The following is an 18,403-nucleotide window of genomic DNA, read 5'->3' as shown; positions in this document are numbered from 1 at the left end:
TTTTATGGGGCCAGCACAACCGCCTCGACACGCCGGTTCACTTCGCGGCCTGCTTCTGTCAGGTTTGTGGTGTGCGGGGCAAGATAGCCCATCCCCTCAGCTTCCAGCTTTTCAGGCGCGACATCGTAGTTTTCAATCAATCGGGCACGCACCGCATCTGCGCGGCTGCGGGACAGAACGATGTTACCGTCAAGACTGCCCACGTTGTCGGTATGCCCGACAAGCGCCACCCGCATGTCAGACTGATTGCGCAGCGTTTTTACCAGCGCGTCCAGCGCCGGAAACGGGCCCGCGCCCAAATCGGACGTGCCTGTGGCAAAGTCTAAACCTTCCAGCACGACACGACCCTCACGGGCGAGGATTTCTGCCATGCTCTGATCCGTCCCGACAGTATCGGGCAATTCCGCCACGGCCTCTATCCGGTCCTGCGTAACGCTTTGACCTGCCTGAATGATCTGAACAAACGAGGTCCCGCTGGAAGCACTGGCGAGGATGTTGACCACCCCTGTTGGTGCATCCTTCGCACCGCGCAGGGCCGTCAAAACGTGAAAGTTACGAATGTTGACGTACATGCTCGGCGCGGGCAGCACCTCGGTCGCGAAACGGAAATCATAGCCGCCGCAGGCCACCGCAGCACAATCAAGGACAATGCGAAACCCCGCCTCGGACAGTTGCTTGCGCAGCGGCAACAAAACCTGCAACGGCGTCAATCCCGCCACGTCAATTCGCCACGCACTACGCGCGATATCACCTTCGAATTGACGGACAGGCAAAACCCCGTCTGCAAAAGGAGCAACCGGCGCAAGGTAGCGGTCTTGCACCGTGTCACGCGTGATGATCTGGCGTGCAGTAACGGGCAGCTGCAGGTCAACCGCCTGCGCGGCCCCCGCAAACATCACCATCACTGCAACCAGATACCGCTTCATCGTGATTGTGCGTGATAGCCCTTGTTTGGTCGCATGTCCGACGCACTGGCAACGCGGTTGGTCATGTTAAAGAACGCCGCCACGGACGCGATGTCCCAGATATCGCGGTCCGAGAAACCGGCACCGCGCAACGCTTCGCGATCATCCTCTTCGATAATCTCCGGTGCCTCTGTCAGCTTCACTGCGAAATCCAGCATCGTGCGTGTTTTCGGATCCAGATCGGCAACGCGGTAGTTCATCACCAGCGTTTCGCCCAAAATCGGATCCCCCGACAATTCGCGCACTGCGGCGCCGTGGGCAGTCAGGCAATAGAAACAGCGGTTCACGGCGGAAACCACCACCGCGATCATCTCACGCTCAAGCTTGCTCAGGTTGCTTTGCCCCAGCATCAGATCGTTATACATCGCGGTAAAGCTGTTCAGCTTGTCGATATCGAATGCATAGGCCTGCAACACATTCGGGATTATCCCCAGCTTGTCCGTGCAGATATCGAAATACTTTTGTGTGGCTTCCGGCAGCGGATCAACCATCGGCAGATCAAGGGCGGTTGGGGCGTCATCACTCATCGGGTGTTCCTTCATTCTGGCAATATCCTGTAATGATACGTCCCCGCGCGGGCAAAGCCCAGCTTGGTATAGAGCGCATTGGCAGGTTTGTTATCCGCCACGCAGAGAACTGCAACTTGCGTAGCGCCCTGTTTGGCCGCCCAGATCGCCGCGGCGCGCATGATCCACTCCGCCAAGCCCTGCTTGCGATGGTGGGGCAACACCTCTACCGCGTGAACCATCGCGGTGTCGTTGTGAATGCCCACAAACGCCACTCCGCCCGGTTGTTCGTTCCAGCGCGCAAATATGCCCGTTTTCAGTTGCGCGCGCCGCATGACGTCCAGCCGCGTCGCCCCGATCCCGCCCTTTGCCCAGATTTCCAACATGATCGCCAATGGCTCCCATATGGTGAAACAAGTTACACGCGGGATCGCCTTGTCGGTCAAAAGATCGACAGGCGCTGTATAGATGTTGGTTTCGTCAATCCGCTCATACCCGCGTGCGGCAAGCATGTCATCCAGCGCATCATCACCGTTACGTATCATAAACAGCGCCTGCTGACCCGTTTCACGCATCGCAGCCTGTGCAGTATCAATATCCGCGTCCGTCACTTCACCCGTGGCCGTTGCCGCCGATGCCCGCTTGCCACCGCCGGCACCATCGCGCAACGTCCACGGCCCGTCAGGCCATGCGCGCGCAGGGGGCCATGTGCCTTCAATCACATCGTAAAGCGCGGATAAATCAGAACTCATGCAAAAACCTCTTCCAGTTTTTTCATTGCTTCATCCAGTATGGCGCTATCCTGTCCGTGCACAACAAGATTGGCACCGTATTTCCCGTCACGCTGGAAAGGATAACTGCCCATAGACAGGGACGGATAGGCTTGCGCGATCTCTCCGAAGGGGCCCGCGATATCACCTTCACCGCGATAGACCGTCAGGGTTTTGCTCAGCAGGGGCGCGCCGCCGGTCAGCGAGGGGATGACACTTGCCACCATCGCCTTGAACACACTGGGCACACCCGCCATCACATAGACGTTTTCAATGATAAACCCCGGCGCAGCAGAAACCGGATTTTCAATCAGCCCCGCATGCTCAGGTATTCGTGCCATGCGCAGACGTGCTTCGTTCAGATCAGTGCCGGATTTGTCATAATGCGCTTGCAGAATCGCCCGCGCATCATCGCGCACATCAATGCTCTGTCCGAATGCCTCTGCCATGCAATCGGCCGTGATATCATCATGCGTGGGTCCGATACCGCCTGACGTGAAAACCGTGTCGTGGGTCCCCGACAATGCCCGCACTGCCGCAACGATCACGTCCCGCTGATCCGGTACGATACGCACCTCGGCCAGCGTGATACCCACCTCTGCCAGTTCCCCCGCCAGATGATGCATGTTCGCATCGCGGGTGCGCCCAGACAAAATCTCGTCTCCGATTACCAGCATTGCCGCGGTAGGGTTCCTCATTTCGCATCTCCTTGAGCCTGTGTCCCTAACCGTATAGCCACATGCCATGCGCTTTCAAACCGATCTTGTCCCCGCCCGCCTCATCCGCCGCTACAAACGCTTTCTGGCGGATTGCACCTTGGCGGACGGAACAGAGATAACCGCACACTGCGCCAACCCGGGCTCGATGATGGGGCTGGCCGAAGCGGGCACCAAGGTCTGGCTTGAACCCAATGATGACCCGAAGAAAAAGCTGAAGTACGGCCTACGGCTGGTCGATCACGAAAACGGCCATTTCACCGGCGTTGATACATCGCTGCCCAATCGCATGTTGCGCGCAGCGTTGGAGGCCAGCAAAATCGCCCCTCTCGCTGACTACAAAACCGTGCGCCCCGAAGTAAAATACGGCACCAATTCCCGCGTTGACTTCCTCTTGAGTGGCAAAGGCCTGCCCGATGCCTATGTAGAAGTAAAATCTGTCACGCTCTGCCGCTCACCCGCGCTGGCGGAGTTTCCCGACAGTGTGACAGCGCGCGGCACCAAACATATGCACGAACTGGCCGAGGTTGCGCGCGCTGGGCACCGTGCCGTGCTCCTGTATCTGGTGCAGCGCACTGATTGCACTCACGTTGACATTGCCGCCGACATTGATCCGAAATATGCCGCAGCTCACGCCGACGCCACAAAAGCCGGTGTTGAAACCATCTGCATCGGAACGCATATCAGCCCCGAAGGTATCAGCATAGCCGCCCCTCTGGCCCTTGGCCGCCCTGCGCGCTAAACAACACCCAAACGAATGATGGAGAGACTGGTGACAGACACCCACAAAGGCCGCACAACGAAAGACGGTATTCGCATCCACGAGGCGGCGGATTTTGCGGGCATGCACGCCGCAGGCAAACTGGCGGCAACGATCCTCGACGAGATCGCAGAGCATGTGACTGTCGGTCAAACCACCGCCGAAATCGACCGGATTATCGAAGAAAAAGTCAACGCCGCAGGCGCGAAATCAGCGACTATCGGGTATAAAGGTTATCAGCACGCAAGTTGTATTTCGATCAATCACGTGGTCTGCCATGGCATTCCGAGTGAAAAGAAGCTCAAAGACGGTGACATCGTTAATATCGACGTGACCGTAATTGTGGACGGCTGGTTTGGCGATACCTCGCGCATGTTTGTCGCTGGCAAGCTGACCCGCAAAGCAGAGCGCCTGATCAACGTCACACATGAAGCGTTGATGAAAGGCATTGAGGCGGTCAAACCCGGCAATACATTCGGCGATATCGGCCACGCCATCCAGACCTTTGTCGAAGGGCACCGGATGTCCGTGGTCACTGATTTCTGCGGTCATGGCCTTGGCCGTGTCTTCCACGCCCCGCCAAATGTTTTGCACTACGGCAAACCTTCAACCAAACCCGTGCTGGAGCCAGGCATGTTTTTCACCATTGAACCGATGGTGAACCTTGGCCGCGCCGAGACTAAAACTCTCGCCGATGACTGGACCGCCGTAACCCGCGACAAATCACTGTCCGCACAGTTTGAACACTCGATCGGCGTGACAGAAGACGGTTGCGAGATATTCACACTGTCGCCAGCAGGAAAGTTCCACCCGACCTATTAACCCCGCCACCAGCCGCAAGCGCCGGAATTTTGAAAAAATTCTAACCGGAAAATTACAATTTTCCGCGCCTGCCGCTAGTCGTTGCGCAACAGTGTCACGTGCGTATCGCCGTATTTGCGCCTGTCGGTGCGGGTGAAACCGCTGGGCGCTTCCATCGGCGCCTGTTCTTCCCAGACAATCACGGCCCCCCGCGCCAGCCACCCTCCGGCCTGTGCGGCGGCCAGCGCTTGCTGGCCCATTCCCTTGCCATAGGGCGGATCAAGAAAAACCAGATCAAAGGGCGCTGCAATCCATGCGCCCAGATCGGTAGCATCATTTCGCATTAATGTGGTCGTATCGTCGGCGCGTAGTTTTTTAATATTCTGCGCAATTAGCTTTTGCGCAACCCGCCCGTTTTCAACAAAGACAGCCTCGCGCGCCCCACGCGAAAGTGCCTCCAGCCCCAGCGCGCCAGTGCCTGCGAACAGATCCAGCACACGCGCTCCATTGACCACGTTCAGGTGCGTCAACATGGAAAACAGGCTTTCGCGCACACGGTCTGACGTAGGACGCAGATGCGCCGCCGCATCGCCGGTTCCCACATCAGCCAACACCGTCCCGCGGTTTTTTCCGGCAATAATCCTCACGCTTTGAGCAACGCCTTAAGGTCGGATTCAACATCCGACACCACTTCAGGCGCAGGTGATTTGCCGCTTTCGATCAGCCGTTTTCCCACCATATATCCGCGCGGATCATTCGCCGCATCCACAGCAAGCAATCTGTCGCCATTGTAATACCAAAACGATACTGGGCCGGGCGCAGCACCACGCGTTACGACCTTGTCATACCCTGTATTCAGCCCTGCAATTTGCAGCTTTACATCATATTGATCTGACCAGAACCAGGGTTTCGCGTGATACTCCTTCTCTACCCCCATCAGGTTTTCCGCAACCACTTCCGCCTGTTCAATAGCGTTGGGCACACTTTCCAGACGGATACGCGTATCGCCATACGGAAATGACGTGCAATCGCCTGCCGCCCAGATGTTGGGCGCACTGGTGCGCCCATATCGATCGACCGCAATTCCGTTATCCAGATCAATGCCTGCCGCTTCGGCCAATGTCGTTGCAGGGGCGATGCCTACGCCGACGATGACAAAATCGACATCCAGCGTCGTGCCGTCGGTCAACACCGCTTTACTTACGGCACCGTCCCCGGTCAGGCGTTCCAGCCCAATGCCTTCACGCAGATCAACCCCATGACTTCGGTGAAGGTCGCGAAAGAAATCCGACGTCTCGGGCGCCGCAACCCGCTGCAGAATGCGCGGCGCCATTTCAACCAGCGTGACATTCAGACCCAATTTGGCTGCAACCGATGCCGCCTCCAGCCCGATATAGCCGCCACCGACAATCAACACCCGCGCGCCTGCAACAAAACGCGGCGCCATGGCATCAACATCCACAAGACCGCGCACCACATGCACGCCATCCAGCGTGCCGCCAATCACTTCGGGCAAATGGAACGGCACAGATCCGGTTGTCAGCACCAGATCATCATATGACAGCTTTTCGCCATTCACCGCAATCTGGCGCGCATCAGTATCTATTGCCTCCACTCTCTCCCCCAGACGCAGATCAATCCCCTGCTCTGCATAAAAACTCTCGGGGCGCAGATACAAACGCTCCAGCGCCATTTCGCCCAGCAGATACGCCTTGGACAGCGGCGGGCGCTGATAGGGCGGCTGCGTTTCAGCCCCGATCAGGGTGATTTTACCGTCAAACCCGCCATTGCGCAGCTTTGCCACACAAGACGATCCCGCCTGTCCTGCTCCGATCACAACGATATGGCGCATTGATAAACTCCCTTGGTGCTCTGGTCGCAACTGTGTGCAAACCCTATATCTGTGCTAAGGACAAAGACAATCACAAGAAAGGCGATCCCGATGTCAATTTCCCAAGGCGATACACTGCCCGATGCAACGCTGGTTCAAATGGGACCAGAAGGCCCGACCCCCGTTAAGATGAGCGAGAAGACAAAGGGCCGCAAGGTTGTTGTCTTTGCCGTTCCGGGTGCGTTTACGCCTACCTGCCATTCAGCGCATATGCCCAGCTTTGTGCGCACAAAGGACCAGTTTGCGGAAAAAGGCGTAGATGAAATCATCTGCGTATCCTGTAATGACCCGTTTGTAATGCAGGCATGGGGTGAAGCCACAGGCGCAACCGAAGCAGGCATTACCATGCTGGGTGATGCATCATCAGAATTTACCAAAGCGATCGGCATGGATTTCGACGCCGCCCCCGCCGGCCTGGTCGCGCGCTCCAAGCGCTATGCGATGCTGGTGGATGATGGCAAAGTGACACTGCTGCAGGCAGAAGAAAATCCGGGCGTGTGCGAAGTGTCCGGCGGTGAAAGCCTGCTTGAAAATATGTAAAATGCAGACAGGGCCGCAACTGCTGCGGCCCTGTTTAACCAATCGGTATGATCCTCTAATCAGTCTGCTTGGGCATGTATCATTGTCCGCGTCGGAAACGGAATATCAATGCCGCCAGCGTCCAGTGCTTCCTTGACCTGACGAGTCATATCCGCGCGATAGCCGAAATAAACCGATGCGTCACACCAGACACGTACCAGAAAATCAACCGAACTATCTCCGAGGTTTGTAACCTGCACGAACGGTTCGGGTGAGTTATGCGAGCGGGGATCAGCCATAATGGTATCTCGTATAATATTTTCAGCCTCTTTCAGATTGGCACCATACCCCACACCAAAGGTCCATTCCGCGCGCCGGATGTTATTTGTGGAATAATTCGTGATGATATTTCCCCAGACTTCCGCGTTGGGAACGATCACTTGCACGTTGCTCATATCTGCCATCTCGGTAAAGTTCAGGCTGATTTCTTTCACCGTTCCCATTTTGCCTGCAACCTCGACAAAATCCCCGATCTTGATCGGACGGAACAGGATCAGCATCACACCCGCTGCCACGTTCGACAACGTGCCCTGCAAGGCCAGACCAATGGCCAGACCTGCCGCACCGATGATCGCCACAACGGATGTAGTTTGCACGCCGAAGGTGTTCAGAACAAACAGGACTGTGAATCCCATAATCACGTAGCGCACGATAGAGGCAAGGAAATCGAACAGCATGTCATCCAGATGCTTGTTCCGCCTGCTGACCTTAATGATGCGGCCCTGTGCCCATGCTGCAAGGCTCCACCCCACAATCAGGATCACAATCGCGCCCAACACAGACCCAGCCGCCGAGGCGACAAATTCCAAGGTTAGTAAATCCGAAAACGTTTTTCCGTCCCAGATTTCAGTACTCATCAAATCGTTCAACATCTTGTCACAGTCCGTCCATTTTTCGCGCCAGCTTTGCGTCCAGCGTGCTCAGTCCGTCAACATCGTGCGTGGTCAATGTGACAGTTACTCTGTTGTAAATATTTTGCCATTCGGGGTGGTGGCCCCACTTTTCGGCCCAGATTGCGGCAGAAGTCATCCAGCCGAAGGCGTGAGCGAAATCGTCGAACGTAAACGTCTTTGTGATCGCATCACGTCCGTCAACCATTTCCCAACCGTTTTCCAGCAGCGGGTTCAGCAGGGGGCCGCGCGTCTCGGCGCTTAATTTATCGGTCATTCCTGTTCCTCGACTTCCGTTTTCCTAAAAGGGCCGTACTCCGTCAGCACCTCTATCTCTTCATCTACTGCGGCACTCTCTGCTTCCAGATACTCGCCCACGGCGCGGGCAAATCCCCCATCACGCATCCAGTGCAGCGACCATGTTGGCGTTGGCAGATACCCTCGCGCCAGCTTATGTTCGCCTTGCGCACCTGCTTCAACCCTGTCCAGCCCCATTGCTATGGCAATATCGATTGCCTGATAATAGCATAGTTCAAAATGCAGGCACGAGTGATGCTCGATACAGCCCCAATACCTGCCGTACAACGTACCCGCGCCAATAAAGTTCAGCGCACCGGCGATCCATCGACCGTCCCGCTCTGCCAGAACCAAGGTGATATCATCACGCAAAACATCGTGGGCAATATCAAAAAACGCGCGCGTTAGATACGGCTGCCCCCACTTTCGCGCGCCGGTATCCTGATAAAACACCCAGAACGCATCCCAATGCTCCGGCTGTATCTCATCACCGGTGAAGCTGTGGATGCTGCCGCCAAAGTTTCGGGCCGTAGCGCGCTCTTTGCGGATGTTTTTGCGTTTGCGCGCGCTGAGACTGGCAAGAAAGGCGTTAAAGTCGGAATAGCTGTCATTGTGCCAGTGAAACTGCTGGCTTTTGCGCCGCATCAGGCCCAGTGTTTGCCCGCGCTCCGCCTCTTGGGCAGTGCAAAACGTGACATGCAGCGAACTGAGCGCATTATTGTCGGTCAATTGCACCGCGCCCTCCACCAAGGCGTCAAATCCCGCCTCCTCAAACCCCGGGCGCGTTAAGAACCGTCGGCCTGTGGCGGGGGTGTGCGGCACCGCGATCTGTAATTTCGGGTAATACCGCCCGCCAGCGCGTTCATAGGCATGCGCCCAGGCATGGTCAAAAATATACTCTCCCTGAGAATGGGATTTTGCATAAAGCGGCGCGACGCCGATGATCTGCCCTTGGATGCTGGCAATCATGTATTGCGGTTGCCAGCCGGTGCCTGCACCTACGCTGCCGCTCTCCTCAAGCGCCATTAGAAAGCGGTGGGTCGTGAATGGATCATTCGGGCGCGCGCCATCCACCGCCTCTGGGCAGGCACAGGCATCCCAATCAGCAGCATCAATTTCCGACAGCGATCCGATGATCCTGATTTCGACTTCTTGCGCGCTCATGTACGGATGTCCCTGTCACTGTCTTCGGGTAATAGGTGGCACCTGTAGCGCAATGTTCAAGGCGCGCCTGTCAATCCGGTATTGCTGCGCTGTACCCTTCAAAGGTGATGGTGTCGGCAATACGCCGCGCCTGCGCTTCTTCTTTTGTGCTGCGCACGGTCCAGCAACAGATAAAGGCCCCCGCCTGTTTCAAGCTGCGTACACGCGCGCGATCCAGATCATCAACTTCATGACTAATAAAGGACGCGCCCACGCGGTCGTAATCGGGAATATCACGCAACCGCGCACAAACCGCCTCGGGCAGCGGCCAGTCTTCGGGCAGGTAAGCCGATGTTGTTATGCCGCGCGCCACATTCGGGCAAAGCTGCTGCATCATCGCAACCGAATTGGGGTTGAACGACATCACGCCCACATCACCGCGATAATCCGCCAGCACGCGCGCGGCGGCATGCTCCAGCGCGCCAATGTTGGTGCCCATAGAACCGTCCTGATCCTTCAACTCGACCAGCAATGGCACCTGTCCGTCAACCAGCGCAAGCACCTCTTCCAGATCGGGAATACCCTCATCCCCGCCGCGCAGCATCGTCTGGCGCAGATCTTGCGCATCAAACTGGCGCACAGGGCCTTCCGCCTCTGCCAGACGACCGAGGTGATAGTCATGGAACACCATTGCGACGTCGTCCGCACTTAATTGCACATCGATTTCTATACCGTAGCCCGCATCAATCGCCGCGCGGATTGCCGCGCGGGAGTTTTCAGGCCGACCGTCAGAGACATCGTGCAATGCGCGGTGCGCCAGTGGCACCCGCGCGAAGCTGGACGGCAAAACGGGTCCGGTCGTCATGAGATTTCGAAGATGCCTTCGATTTCAACAGCAACACCCAGCGGCAATGCCCCCGCAGAAACGGCCGAGCGTGCGTGACGCCCCGCATCGCCCAACGCTTCGACCAAAAAGTCGGAACATCCGTTGATAACCTGTGGCTGCTCTTTGAAGTCTTTTGTGGAGTTTACAAAGCCTGTCAGCTTTACCACACGCTTGAGCCGGTCAAGGTCACCACCACAAGCAGCCTTTACTTGTGCCAGCAAATAGAGCGCGCAGGTTTTGGCGGCCGCGGCACCGTCTTCAACGCTCATGTTATCGCCCAGAACGCCGACAATCAGACCATCATCGTTGCGCGATATCTGGCCGGAAACATACAGGGTGCTACCTGTCTGTACATATGGCACATAATTTGCTGCGGGGGCGGCCGCGTCGGGCAGTGTGATGCCTTGATCGGCCAGACGTTTTGCAATGCTCATGGATATACTCCTTTGATACGGTTGTTTTGCCAGACGCTAGCGTTGATGTGCTCTGTGCGAAAGGCCCTCAGATCAGCTTTCACGCCACGACTTCACAAAATAGTCCGTGACGGGTTTCAACAGGTACGTCAGCGGAGATCGGTCACCGGTTTTGATAAACGCATCCACCGGCATTCCGGGCAACAGTTGTGTCCCTTCCGGCAACCGCTCGATCTCTCCGGGGGAGAGGGTGATTTCAGCGCGGAAATACCTCCCCCCTGTGACCTGATCCTCAAGCGCATCCGCCGAGATCAGCATGACACGGCCTTTCAATTCGGGCGTGGTGCGCTGATCCATCGCGGACATGCGCAGGTTTACTTCCTGCCCGACAGATATTTCGTCGATATTGGTGGGGTTGACCTGTGCGGCAATTACCAGCGGGCGGTCCTGTGGCACCAGAAACATCAGCGGTTCGGCTGGGCGGATCACCGAACGGGGGGTGGTCACCTGAAGGGAATAGACAATGCCCGATACCGGCGCGCGGATGTCCAAACGGTCAATCGTGGCAAGCAATGCACGACGCTGCTCGGCAAGTGCCAGCTCCCGGAAGCGGGTTTCGCGCAATTGCGATATCGCCTCTTCCCGACCGGATGTGCCAAGTTTCAGGCCCACAATCTCGATCTCGGTAATCCGGCCCTCGGCCTGCGCGCGCGTGGCAATCAGCCTGCCGATTTCGCCTGTCAGGCGCGCCTTTTCACGTTGCAGCCCCAGCACCGATGCCATCTGCGCCAACCCTTGCGACAACAGCTTTTCCTGACTGGTCAACTGTTGTTCGATCAACTCCAATTGCGTCACAAGAGAGGCTTCTTGGGCGTTGATCCCCTTGATCTGGTCTTCAATCTGGTTGCGCTGCTTGCCCAGTTGCTCAATCTCGCGCGCGACACTGTCACGGCGCGCATAAAACAGGTTGCTCTGGCCATCCATCAGTTCTTGGGCATCTTCGTTTGTCGCCGCAACCTCGATCAGATCATCGGCAAACTTGATTGTTTCGGCTTCGTCGCGCTGCGCCTCAAGACGGCCCCGCCGTGCCATCAATTCAAACAACTGCCCCTCGATCAGGGTCAGTTCCGATCGCGCCTGCTGGGGATCAAGTTGCAACAGCAAATCGCCGGCTTTGACCAGATCACCCTCGTCCACATGGATTTCCGAGACTGTTCCGCCGGTATCGTGCTGCACAACCTGACGGTTGCGGTCCACCTCGATCCGGCCCGAAGCGATGATTGCACCGGCGATGTTTGACATTACCGACCAGGTCCCGAAACCGCCGAAAAGGACCAAAACGCCGATCATCCCGATAGTGACAGGCCGCCAAGCGGTCCACTTGTTCTTGCCGCTCATGTGACACCTCCTGCGCCACTGGGCGATTTCTGGATTTCCTGATGATTTTTCACCATGCCTTTCAGCACTTCGTCCTTCGGACCAAATGCCATCCGCATTCCGCCATCCAGCACAAGCAACGTGTCACATTCCTGAATTGCGGCTGGCCTGTGCGCCATGATCAAAACAGAACGGCCTGCTTCTTTCATCGCACGGATTGCCTGGTTCAATGCTTGTGAGCCAAGGTTGTCGAGGTTCGAGTTCGGCTCGTCCAGCACCAGTATCACCGGATCGTCGTACAGCGCGCGCGCAAGGCCGATCCGCTGCATCTGGCCACCGGACAGGCGTACCTGCCCCGCCTGAATAACCGTGTCATAGCCATCCGGCAGTTCCAGTATCATCTCGTGTGCGGCAGCCATTTTGGCGGCGGCGACAATTTTCTGGTCATCCTTGTCATTGGACAGCCGCGCGATGTTTTGCGCGATTGTTCCGTCAAACAAGGTGACCCGCTGCGGCAGATATCCGATATGTTTGCCTAATGTCTCTGTGCCGTAATGCTCCAGCGCGGCACCGTCCAGCCGGACAGATCCGCCCGCCGGACGCCAGACACCGGTAAGCGTGCGCGCAAGGGTGGTTTTACCCGCGCCCGATGGCCCGATGACGCCCACAGCCTGACCCGGATCAACCCTGAACGATACAGATTTCAACGACGCCTGCTTTTCCCCCGGCGGTACAACAGTCAGGTTTTTGGCAATCAGCGATGCCTTCGGCTTGGGCAGTTCTGTACGCTGGCCTTCAGGCGGGACAGTGCCCAAAAGCTCGGCCAGATTGGTCCACCCCGCCGCACCACGTTGCAACAGCGGCCACTGGTTCAGCATCATTTCAACGGGGGCCAACGCACGGCCCAACAGGATCGAACCCGCGATCATCGCACCAGGTGTCAGTTGGTTTTGCAAAACCAGATAGGCGCCCATGCCCAACATGGCAGATTGCAAAAACAGACGGATCGTTTTGGTCATCGACGTGAACGTCCCGCCAACATCTGCAGCGCGCACCTGCCCTTCCAGCGCCTTGGTGCGTGCGATTTGCCAACGTGTGAATGCGGCATCCCGCATGCCCATGGCCTGCACCATTTCCGCTTCCGTACGGATCTGGTCGGCCATCGCCGATGCCTGCTGGCCAGCGTACCCTGCACGTGCCTGCGCACCGCGCGAAAGGAACTGGTTTGCCACAGCAATCACAACCAATACCGCACCACCAACCAGCGCCATGTACCCGAGATACGAATGGAACATGAAAATTCCGGCGAAAAAGATCGGTGTCCATGGCAGATCAAATGCCGACATCAACACTGGCGAGGTGATCATCCGCTGTACTGCTTCCAGATCGGCAAGGCTGGCATTTGTTTTAACATCGGGGGCAACGGCCGATTTGCGCACAACCGCGTCAAACACACGGCGGTCCAGATCGTCCTGAAACCGCGCGCCGATCCGGCCCATGATCCGGCCCCGCGTATAATCCAGAACCCCCATCACACTGTAAAGAAACACAACCAACAGCGACAGTGCGACAAGGGTTTCCTGACTGCCCGACCCTAGAACACGGTCATAAACCTGAAGCATGTACAAGGGGCCCGTCAGCATCAGCAAATTCGCAAACGCCGAGAACAAGCCAACGGACCAATACAGCATCCGGCTGCGCTTGCGAACTACACGCAATTCCTCGCGTCCGCGTCTCATCAAATCAGTTTGCATAATTACCTTTCAAACAAAACGGCATCCGGCTGCTTCAAGTCGCAAAATGGCCACTGCATGCCAAACAACACCGTCACATCGTCCAGACTGTACTAAAGCACACAATCAATTAACAACTTTCTTTTCCGGTCCGGCTTTTCTCATAAGGCCACAACTTACCTATCGCCTGCGTTCGGGCCTGAAGAGGAACTGCCGCCGCCTCCGCCGCCGCCAAAGATATCCTGCAACACCTGATCAATGATGTTTGTGGGACGGCTTGGCTGTTGGGATTGGGGCGCGGGCGCGACTTCGTTTACGTCGCCGTCAAAAACCACCTGTGCGAGTGCAGGGGCCACCATTGGCAACGGACGTGCTGGCACACCTTCATGGACCCGCTTCATAACCTCGCGCCAAATTTCGGTGGGCAGGCCGCCGCCTGTCACGCCCTTCAGCGGGGTGTTATCGTCATATCCCATCCAGACACCAGCGACATAATCCGCAGAGAACCCGATGAACCACGCGTCTTTTGCAGCCGAGGTTGTGCCGGTTTTGCCCGCCAGTTGGCGGCCACCGAATTGGCCACGCTGGCCCGTCCCTTCGGACACGACCTTTTCCATCATATAAATAAGCTGCCCTGCCGCGCTTTCCTGTATCACCCGCTCGCCGATACCGCCGCCTGTGCCCATCAGCGGCTCTGCATCGCCGCGCAGACGCAGATCAATCAAGCCGAAAGGCGTCACGGATGAACCGCCATTGAGGATACCTGCAAACGCGCCGGTCATTTCAATCAATGTGCTTTCGGATGATCCAAGCGCCAAGGCGGGCCCCGCCGCCAAATCGTTCTTGATACCAAATTGCGAGGCAACCGCGCTGACAGTCTCACGCCCCACGGATTCCGATATCCTGACCGCCGGGATATTCAGCGACTGCGCCAGCGCATTGGTCAACGTAGTCTGCCCGACAAACCTGTTGGTGTAGTTGCGCGGACACCATTGCCCCGATCCGGGTATATTGATGCAATACGGGCTATCATCCACCAGATTATTGGGCGAATACCCAAGATCAAGCGCGGCGGCATAGACAAACGGTTTGAATGCCGATCCGGTCTGGCGCAACGCTTGGGTTGCACGGTTAAACGCCCCTGATACTTTGGTTTTGCGCCCGCCCACCATGGCACGCACGGCGCCATCCGCGCTCATCACCACGATGGCGGCTTGCGCTTTTGAACCCTCCCGCACCTTATTTTCGAAGACCCAATTAAGTCCCTCAACCGCAGCGCGCTGCATCCGCTGGTCCAGCGTGGTGCGAATGATCACATCTTCCGTTGTCTTACGCGTGAAAAACTCCGGCCCGGTGGACATGACCCAATCGGCAAAATAGCCCCCCGCCCGCGCTTCGGCAGCATCCGACAACGTGGCGGGTGTCGCTTGGGCAATCGCAGCTTCTTCATCCGTCAGATACCCCTGCTCATTCATCAGGCGCAGCACCGTGGCAGCCCGATTGCGCGACCGCTCAAGGTTAGATGTCGGCGAAAGGGTGCTGGGCGCGGTCAACAATCCGGCCAGCATGGCAGATTCTGCGGGGTCAAGCGTTGCCGCCGATTTGCCGAAAAACCGCTGCGCCGCAGCTTCTGCGCCGTACGCACCGCCCCCCATGTAAGCGCGGTTCAGGTAGATCGACAGGATCTCGTCCTTTGAATATTTTGCTTCCATGGCCAGGGCATAGACGGCCTCCTTGGCTTTGCGCTTCAGCGATCCCCGTCGACACTCGGATTCGTACTCCGCTTCGGTCTGGCCGGAAGTCGGGTCAAACGGTTCGCCCAGACACAACAGCTTGGCCGTCTGCTGGGTGATGGTAGAACCACCATGCCCCGACAACGGGCCGCGCCCTTCGCTCAGGTTGATGCGCACCGCAGACGCAATGCCACGTGGACTGAGGCCGAAGTGTTTGTAAAACCGCTTGTCCTCGGTGGCGATCACCGCGTTCTTGAGGTGCGGTGAAACGCTCTGCGCGGTGACTACCCCACCGAACTGGTCACCCCGCCACGCAAAAACCTCGCCGTTGTTGTCAAGCATCGTCACAGAGCCGCGCGCGCGTCCGTCGAGCAGATCATCCAGCGGTGGCAAAGTTGTGTAGAAATACCCTACGATCAGTCCCAATACCAGCGCACCCACCAGTACAGATCTGGATGTGATCACCCATATCAGACGCATGATCCACCGCGCCAATGCGCTTATCAGACCCAAAATACCACCCCGTCGCTTGCGCGCAGGTTTGGCCGCACGGCGGTCTTTCGCCTTCGGTTTGGGCTTAGGCTTAGGCTTAGGCTTAGCGGCCGATTTTGCCGCTGCTCTGGCTTTGCTGCCATAACGGTTCTCGGCGACCAAAGGCCGCTTACGCTTGGGAGTGTCACTCATGTTGTTGGGCCTGCCCGGCTGCTGTTTTTTTGCACCTTACCCCGCCAATGCACAATTGTTTAGCGCTGATGCAAACCTTGGTCGCAAAAATTTTCCGCGGTGTTGTGCTAATGCGGGCAAACGGTTGCTTTCGACAGCATGCCGCCCGTGCAAATGCGCAGCTTCAACATTTGCACAGGCGCAAGATAGCCCCTAAATTCCAGCGTCAACAATCGCCTTGGCAAGAATTGGAACAGTTTGCGCGTTCAATCCCGCGATATTCATCCGGCTGTCACCAACCATGTAAATCCCGTGATCCGCCCGCAGCTTTTCAACCATTTCCGGCGTCGTTCCAAGGCGTGAAAACATGCCGCGGTGCTGCGCCAGAAACCCGAAACGATCAGATCCTGACAGGCGCTGTAACTCACTCGCAAGCTGGCTACGCAGGTTCAACATTGATTTTCGCACGTCTTCCAGTTCGGCCTGCCAATTTGCACGCAGCGTCGCATCCGTCAGGATCATCGTAACCAGGCGCGCACCGTGATCGGGCGGAAAACTGAAATTTTGACGGTTCAGAAACGCCAGCGTTCCTTGGTTCAAAGCTGTGGCACTACTGTCCGCACTCACCGCCATCAACAGACCTGTCCGCTCGCGGTAGATACCAAAGTTCTTGGAACAGCTTGCCGCAATCAGACACTCCGGCACAGAGGCCGCAAGTTTACGCGTCGCTGCCGCATCTTCATCCAGCCCGTCACCGAATCCTTGATAGGCGATATCAATCATCGGGGTCGCGCCAGTCTCCTGCAGCGCCGCAATCACCGCATCCCATTCCGCGCTGTTCAGGTTTGCCCCGGTCGGGTTATGGCAGCAACCATGCAGCAGAACCACATCACCTTTCCGGGCGGTTTTAAGATCCTCAATCATCCCGTTAAAATCAACGCCACGGGTTTCGTTGTCGAAATAACGGTACGGCACCACTTCGATCCCAAGATAATTCAGTATCGAAATATGGTTCGGCCATGTCGGATCAGACACAAATACACGCGCATCGGGCTGCGCCATCTGTATCATTTCAAACGCCTGACGAACCGCCCCCGTACCCCCCGGAGTAGCCGCCGCCGCAACGTTGCCGCGCGGCACGGCATCATCAAGAACAAGCGCAATCATTGCATCCGAAAATGCCGGATCGCCTGTCAGACCGGTATAAACCTTGCTGTCTTGCCTCTCCCACAGTTGGTGTTCCGCTGCTTTCACCGCGCGCATGATCGGGGTCAGACCGGTGGCATCCTTATACACACCAACCCCCAGATCGACTTTTGTGTTACGCGGGTCTTCGCGATAGCTCTGCATAAGTGCCAGTATCTTGTCGGCGGGCTGCGCCATGAGTTTTTCAAACATCATGCATCTCCCGTCGCAACGGGCACTGTCGGGAACATCCCCCATTCAGACCATGATCCGTCATACAAGGACCAATCGTCGTGGCCGATCCTCTCCAGTGCCAGCGCCAGTATTGCCGCCGTCACACCCGACCCGCAACTGGTCACAACCGGCTCATCCAGATCAATACCCGCCGCTTCAAATACCGCTCTGATTTCATCAACGGGTTTGAGCGTCTGATCGTCATTCAACAGGGTTGCAAAAGGCACGTTACGCGACTTGGGGATGTGCCCCGCGCGCAATCCTTCCCGCGGCTCTGGCGCCTCTCCCCGAAACCGCTCTGCCGGACGCGCATCCACAATCTGTGGGGTCCCCAGTTTGGACGCATGCGCCACCTGCGTCACATCACGCACCAGATTATTCTGAAACCTGACTGTCATATGGCGATCCCGCGGGATCGGCGGCATATCCTCTGTCGGGCGATCCTCGGCCAGCCACTTGGGCAGGCCACCGTCCAACACGGCAACATTTTCCTGCCCCATCAGTTTGAACAGCCACCAGACACGCGGCGCAGACAAAATGCCCGCCCCGTCATAGACAACAACCTGATGACCGTCCCCAACGCCCATGGCACGCAACCGCGACATGAACTTCTCAACCGGAGGCGCCATATGCGGCAAACTGGACCGCCCGTCCGAGATGTCATCAATATCAAAAAAACGCGCGCCCGGAATATGCGCTTCATTATATTCTGCCTTCGGATCACGCCCGTCCGCAGGCAAATACCAGGAACAGTCAAGCACCCGCAAGTCGGGATCTTTCAGATGTTTTGCCAACCATTCGGTGGACACAAGTGTTTTCGGATCATCAGTCATGGCAGCCCCTTTTCAGTATGCCCCCTGA

The 18,403-nt window shown here is 57.1% G+C and carries 19 protein-coding genes; 3 read left to right on the top strand and 16 right to left on the bottom strand.

Annotated elements, in window-relative coordinates:
* Positions 1-2: 2 nt before the first annotated feature.
* Genes OS189_RS09695 through OS189_RS09680 form a run of 4 tightly spaced genes read right to left on the bottom strand, consistent with a single transcriptional unit; the run spans position 3 to position 2,939 of the window.
* Entirely contained in the window at positions 3-926 is a 924-nt protein-coding gene (locus OS189_RS09695) for an OmpA family protein (protein ID WP_267167115.1), read from the bottom strand.
* A complete protein-coding gene (locus OS189_RS09690; RefSeq protein ID WP_267167114.1) occupies positions 923-1,492 on the bottom strand; it encodes a peroxidase-related enzyme in 570 nt (189 codons plus the stop codon). Before OS189_RS09690 ends, OS189_RS09695 begins: the two co-directional genes overlap by 4 nt.
* A gap of 11 nt (positions 1,493-1,503) precedes the next feature.
* Positions 1,504-2,223 carry a GNAT family N-acetyltransferase gene (locus OS189_RS09685; RefSeq protein WP_267167113.1) on the bottom strand — a complete coding sequence of 240 codons (720 nt, stop codon included), beginning with the start codon at positions 2,221-2,223 and terminating at the stop codon, positions 1,504-1,506.
* Positions 2,220-2,939 carry a competence/damage-inducible protein A gene (locus tag OS189_RS09680; RefSeq protein ID WP_267167112.1) on the bottom strand — a complete coding sequence of 240 codons (720 nt, stop codon included), beginning with the start codon at positions 2,937-2,939 and terminating at the stop codon, positions 2,220-2,222. Before OS189_RS09680 ends, OS189_RS09685 begins: the two co-directional genes overlap by 4 nt.
* Before the next feature lie 46 nt (positions 2,940-2,985).
* On the opposite strand from OS189_RS09680, the gene sfsA reads away from it, so the two are divergent.
* Both sfsA and map read left to right on the top strand, forming a co-directional pair.
* Positions 2,986-3,699: a DNA/RNA nuclease SfsA gene (sfsA, locus tag OS189_RS09675; protein WP_267167111.1), complete on the top strand. Its 714-nt coding sequence runs from the start codon at positions 2,986-2,988 to the stop codon at positions 3,697-3,699.
* An 18-nt stretch (positions 3,700-3,717) separates the two neighbouring features.
* Positions 3,718-4,539 (top strand): type I methionyl aminopeptidase, encoded by an 822-nt coding sequence (gene map / locus OS189_RS09670; RefSeq protein ID WP_416237477.1) that lies wholly within the window; start codon positions 3,718-3,720, stop codon positions 4,537-4,539.
* Between the two features lie 74 nt (positions 4,540-4,613).
* Here map and rsmD read toward each other — a convergent pair whose 3' ends face one another.
* A complete protein-coding gene (gene rsmD, locus OS189_RS09665) occupies positions 4,614-5,165 on the bottom strand; it encodes a 16S rRNA (guanine(966)-N(2))-methyltransferase RsmD (protein ID WP_267167109.1) in 552 nt (183 codons plus the stop codon).
* A complete protein-coding gene (locus OS189_RS09660) occupies positions 5,162-6,370 on the bottom strand; it encodes an NAD(P)/FAD-dependent oxidoreductase (RefSeq protein ID WP_267167108.1) in 1,209 nt (402 codons plus the stop codon). Before OS189_RS09660 ends, rsmD begins: the two co-directional genes overlap by 4 nt.
* A gap of 90 nt (positions 6,371-6,460) precedes the next feature.
* On the opposite strand from OS189_RS09660, the gene OS189_RS09655 reads away from it, so the two are divergent.
* Entirely contained in the window at positions 6,461-6,949 is a 489-nt protein-coding gene (locus OS189_RS09655; protein WP_267167107.1) for a peroxiredoxin, read from the top strand.
* Positions 6,950-7,008: 59 nt separating this feature from the next.
* Here the strand turns inward: OS189_RS09655 and OS189_RS09650 are convergent, their stop codons facing one another.
* The 10 genes from OS189_RS09650 to sseA all read right to left on the bottom strand — a co-directional run bounded on the left by OS189_RS09650 (position 7,009) and on the right by sseA (position 18,375).
* Entirely contained in the window at positions 7,009-7,845 is an 837-nt protein-coding gene (locus tag OS189_RS09650) for a mechanosensitive ion channel family protein (protein ID WP_267167106.1), read from the bottom strand.
* 19 nt (positions 7,846-7,864) lie between these two features.
* A complete protein-coding gene (locus OS189_RS09645; RefSeq protein WP_267167105.1) occupies positions 7,865-8,155 on the bottom strand; it encodes a 4a-hydroxytetrahydrobiopterin dehydratase in 291 nt (96 codons plus the stop codon).
* A complete protein-coding gene (locus OS189_RS09640; protein ID WP_267167104.1) occupies positions 8,152-9,339 on the bottom strand; it encodes a GNAT family N-acetyltransferase in 1,188 nt (395 codons plus the stop codon). Before OS189_RS09640 ends, OS189_RS09645 begins: the two co-directional genes overlap by 4 nt.
* Before the next feature lie 70 nt (positions 9,340-9,409).
* A complete protein-coding gene (locus OS189_RS09635) occupies positions 9,410-10,183 on the bottom strand; it encodes a glycerophosphodiester phosphodiesterase family protein (RefSeq protein ID WP_267167103.1) in 774 nt (257 codons plus the stop codon).
* The gene (locus tag OS189_RS09630) at positions 10,180-10,638 is read right to left on the bottom strand and encodes a RidA family protein (protein ID WP_267167102.1); all 459 of its coding nucleotides are present in this window, start codon (positions 10,636-10,638) and stop codon (positions 10,180-10,182) included. The genes OS189_RS09635 and OS189_RS09630 overlap by 4 nt, the downstream gene beginning before the upstream one ends.
* A gap of 72 nt (positions 10,639-10,710) precedes the next feature.
* Positions 10,711-12,015 (bottom strand): HlyD family type I secretion periplasmic adaptor subunit, encoded by a 1,305-nt coding sequence (locus OS189_RS09625; protein ID WP_267167101.1) that lies wholly within the window; start codon positions 12,013-12,015, stop codon positions 10,711-10,713.
* Positions 12,012-13,748, bottom strand: coding sequence for a type I secretion system permease/ATPase (locus OS189_RS09620; RefSeq protein WP_267167100.1), 1,737 nt, complete (start codon positions 13,746-13,748; stop codon positions 12,012-12,014). The genes OS189_RS09625 and OS189_RS09620 overlap by 4 nt, the downstream gene beginning before the upstream one ends.
* A 155-nt stretch (positions 13,749-13,903) precedes the next feature.
* Positions 13,904-16,144 (bottom strand): transglycosylase domain-containing protein, encoded by a 2,241-nt coding sequence (locus OS189_RS09615; RefSeq protein WP_267167099.1) that lies wholly within the window; start codon positions 16,142-16,144, stop codon positions 13,904-13,906.
* A 192-nt stretch (positions 16,145-16,336) separates the two neighbouring features.
* Positions 16,337-17,521, bottom strand: a complete 1,185-nt coding sequence (locus OS189_RS09610; protein ID WP_267167098.1) for an amino acid aminotransferase — start codon at positions 17,519-17,521, stop codon at positions 16,337-16,339.
* Positions 17,521-18,375 carry a 3-mercaptopyruvate sulfurtransferase gene (sseA, locus tag OS189_RS09605; RefSeq protein ID WP_267167097.1) on the bottom strand — a complete coding sequence of 285 codons (855 nt, stop codon included), beginning with the start codon at positions 18,373-18,375 and terminating at the stop codon, positions 17,521-17,523. The genes OS189_RS09610 and sseA overlap by 1 nt, the downstream gene beginning before the upstream one ends.
* Positions 18,376-18,403 lie beyond the last annotated feature (28 nt).

Origin of the sequence: Sulfitobacter sp. F26169L (assembly GCF_026410285.1) — a bacterium.
In the GTDB taxonomy this organism is placed as follows: Bacteria; Pseudomonadota; Alphaproteobacteria; order Rhodobacterales; family Rhodobacteraceae; genus Sulfitobacter.
The sequence above is the reverse complement of the archived record's forward strand: the minus strand, read 5'-3'. Positions and strand labels throughout refer to the sequence as shown.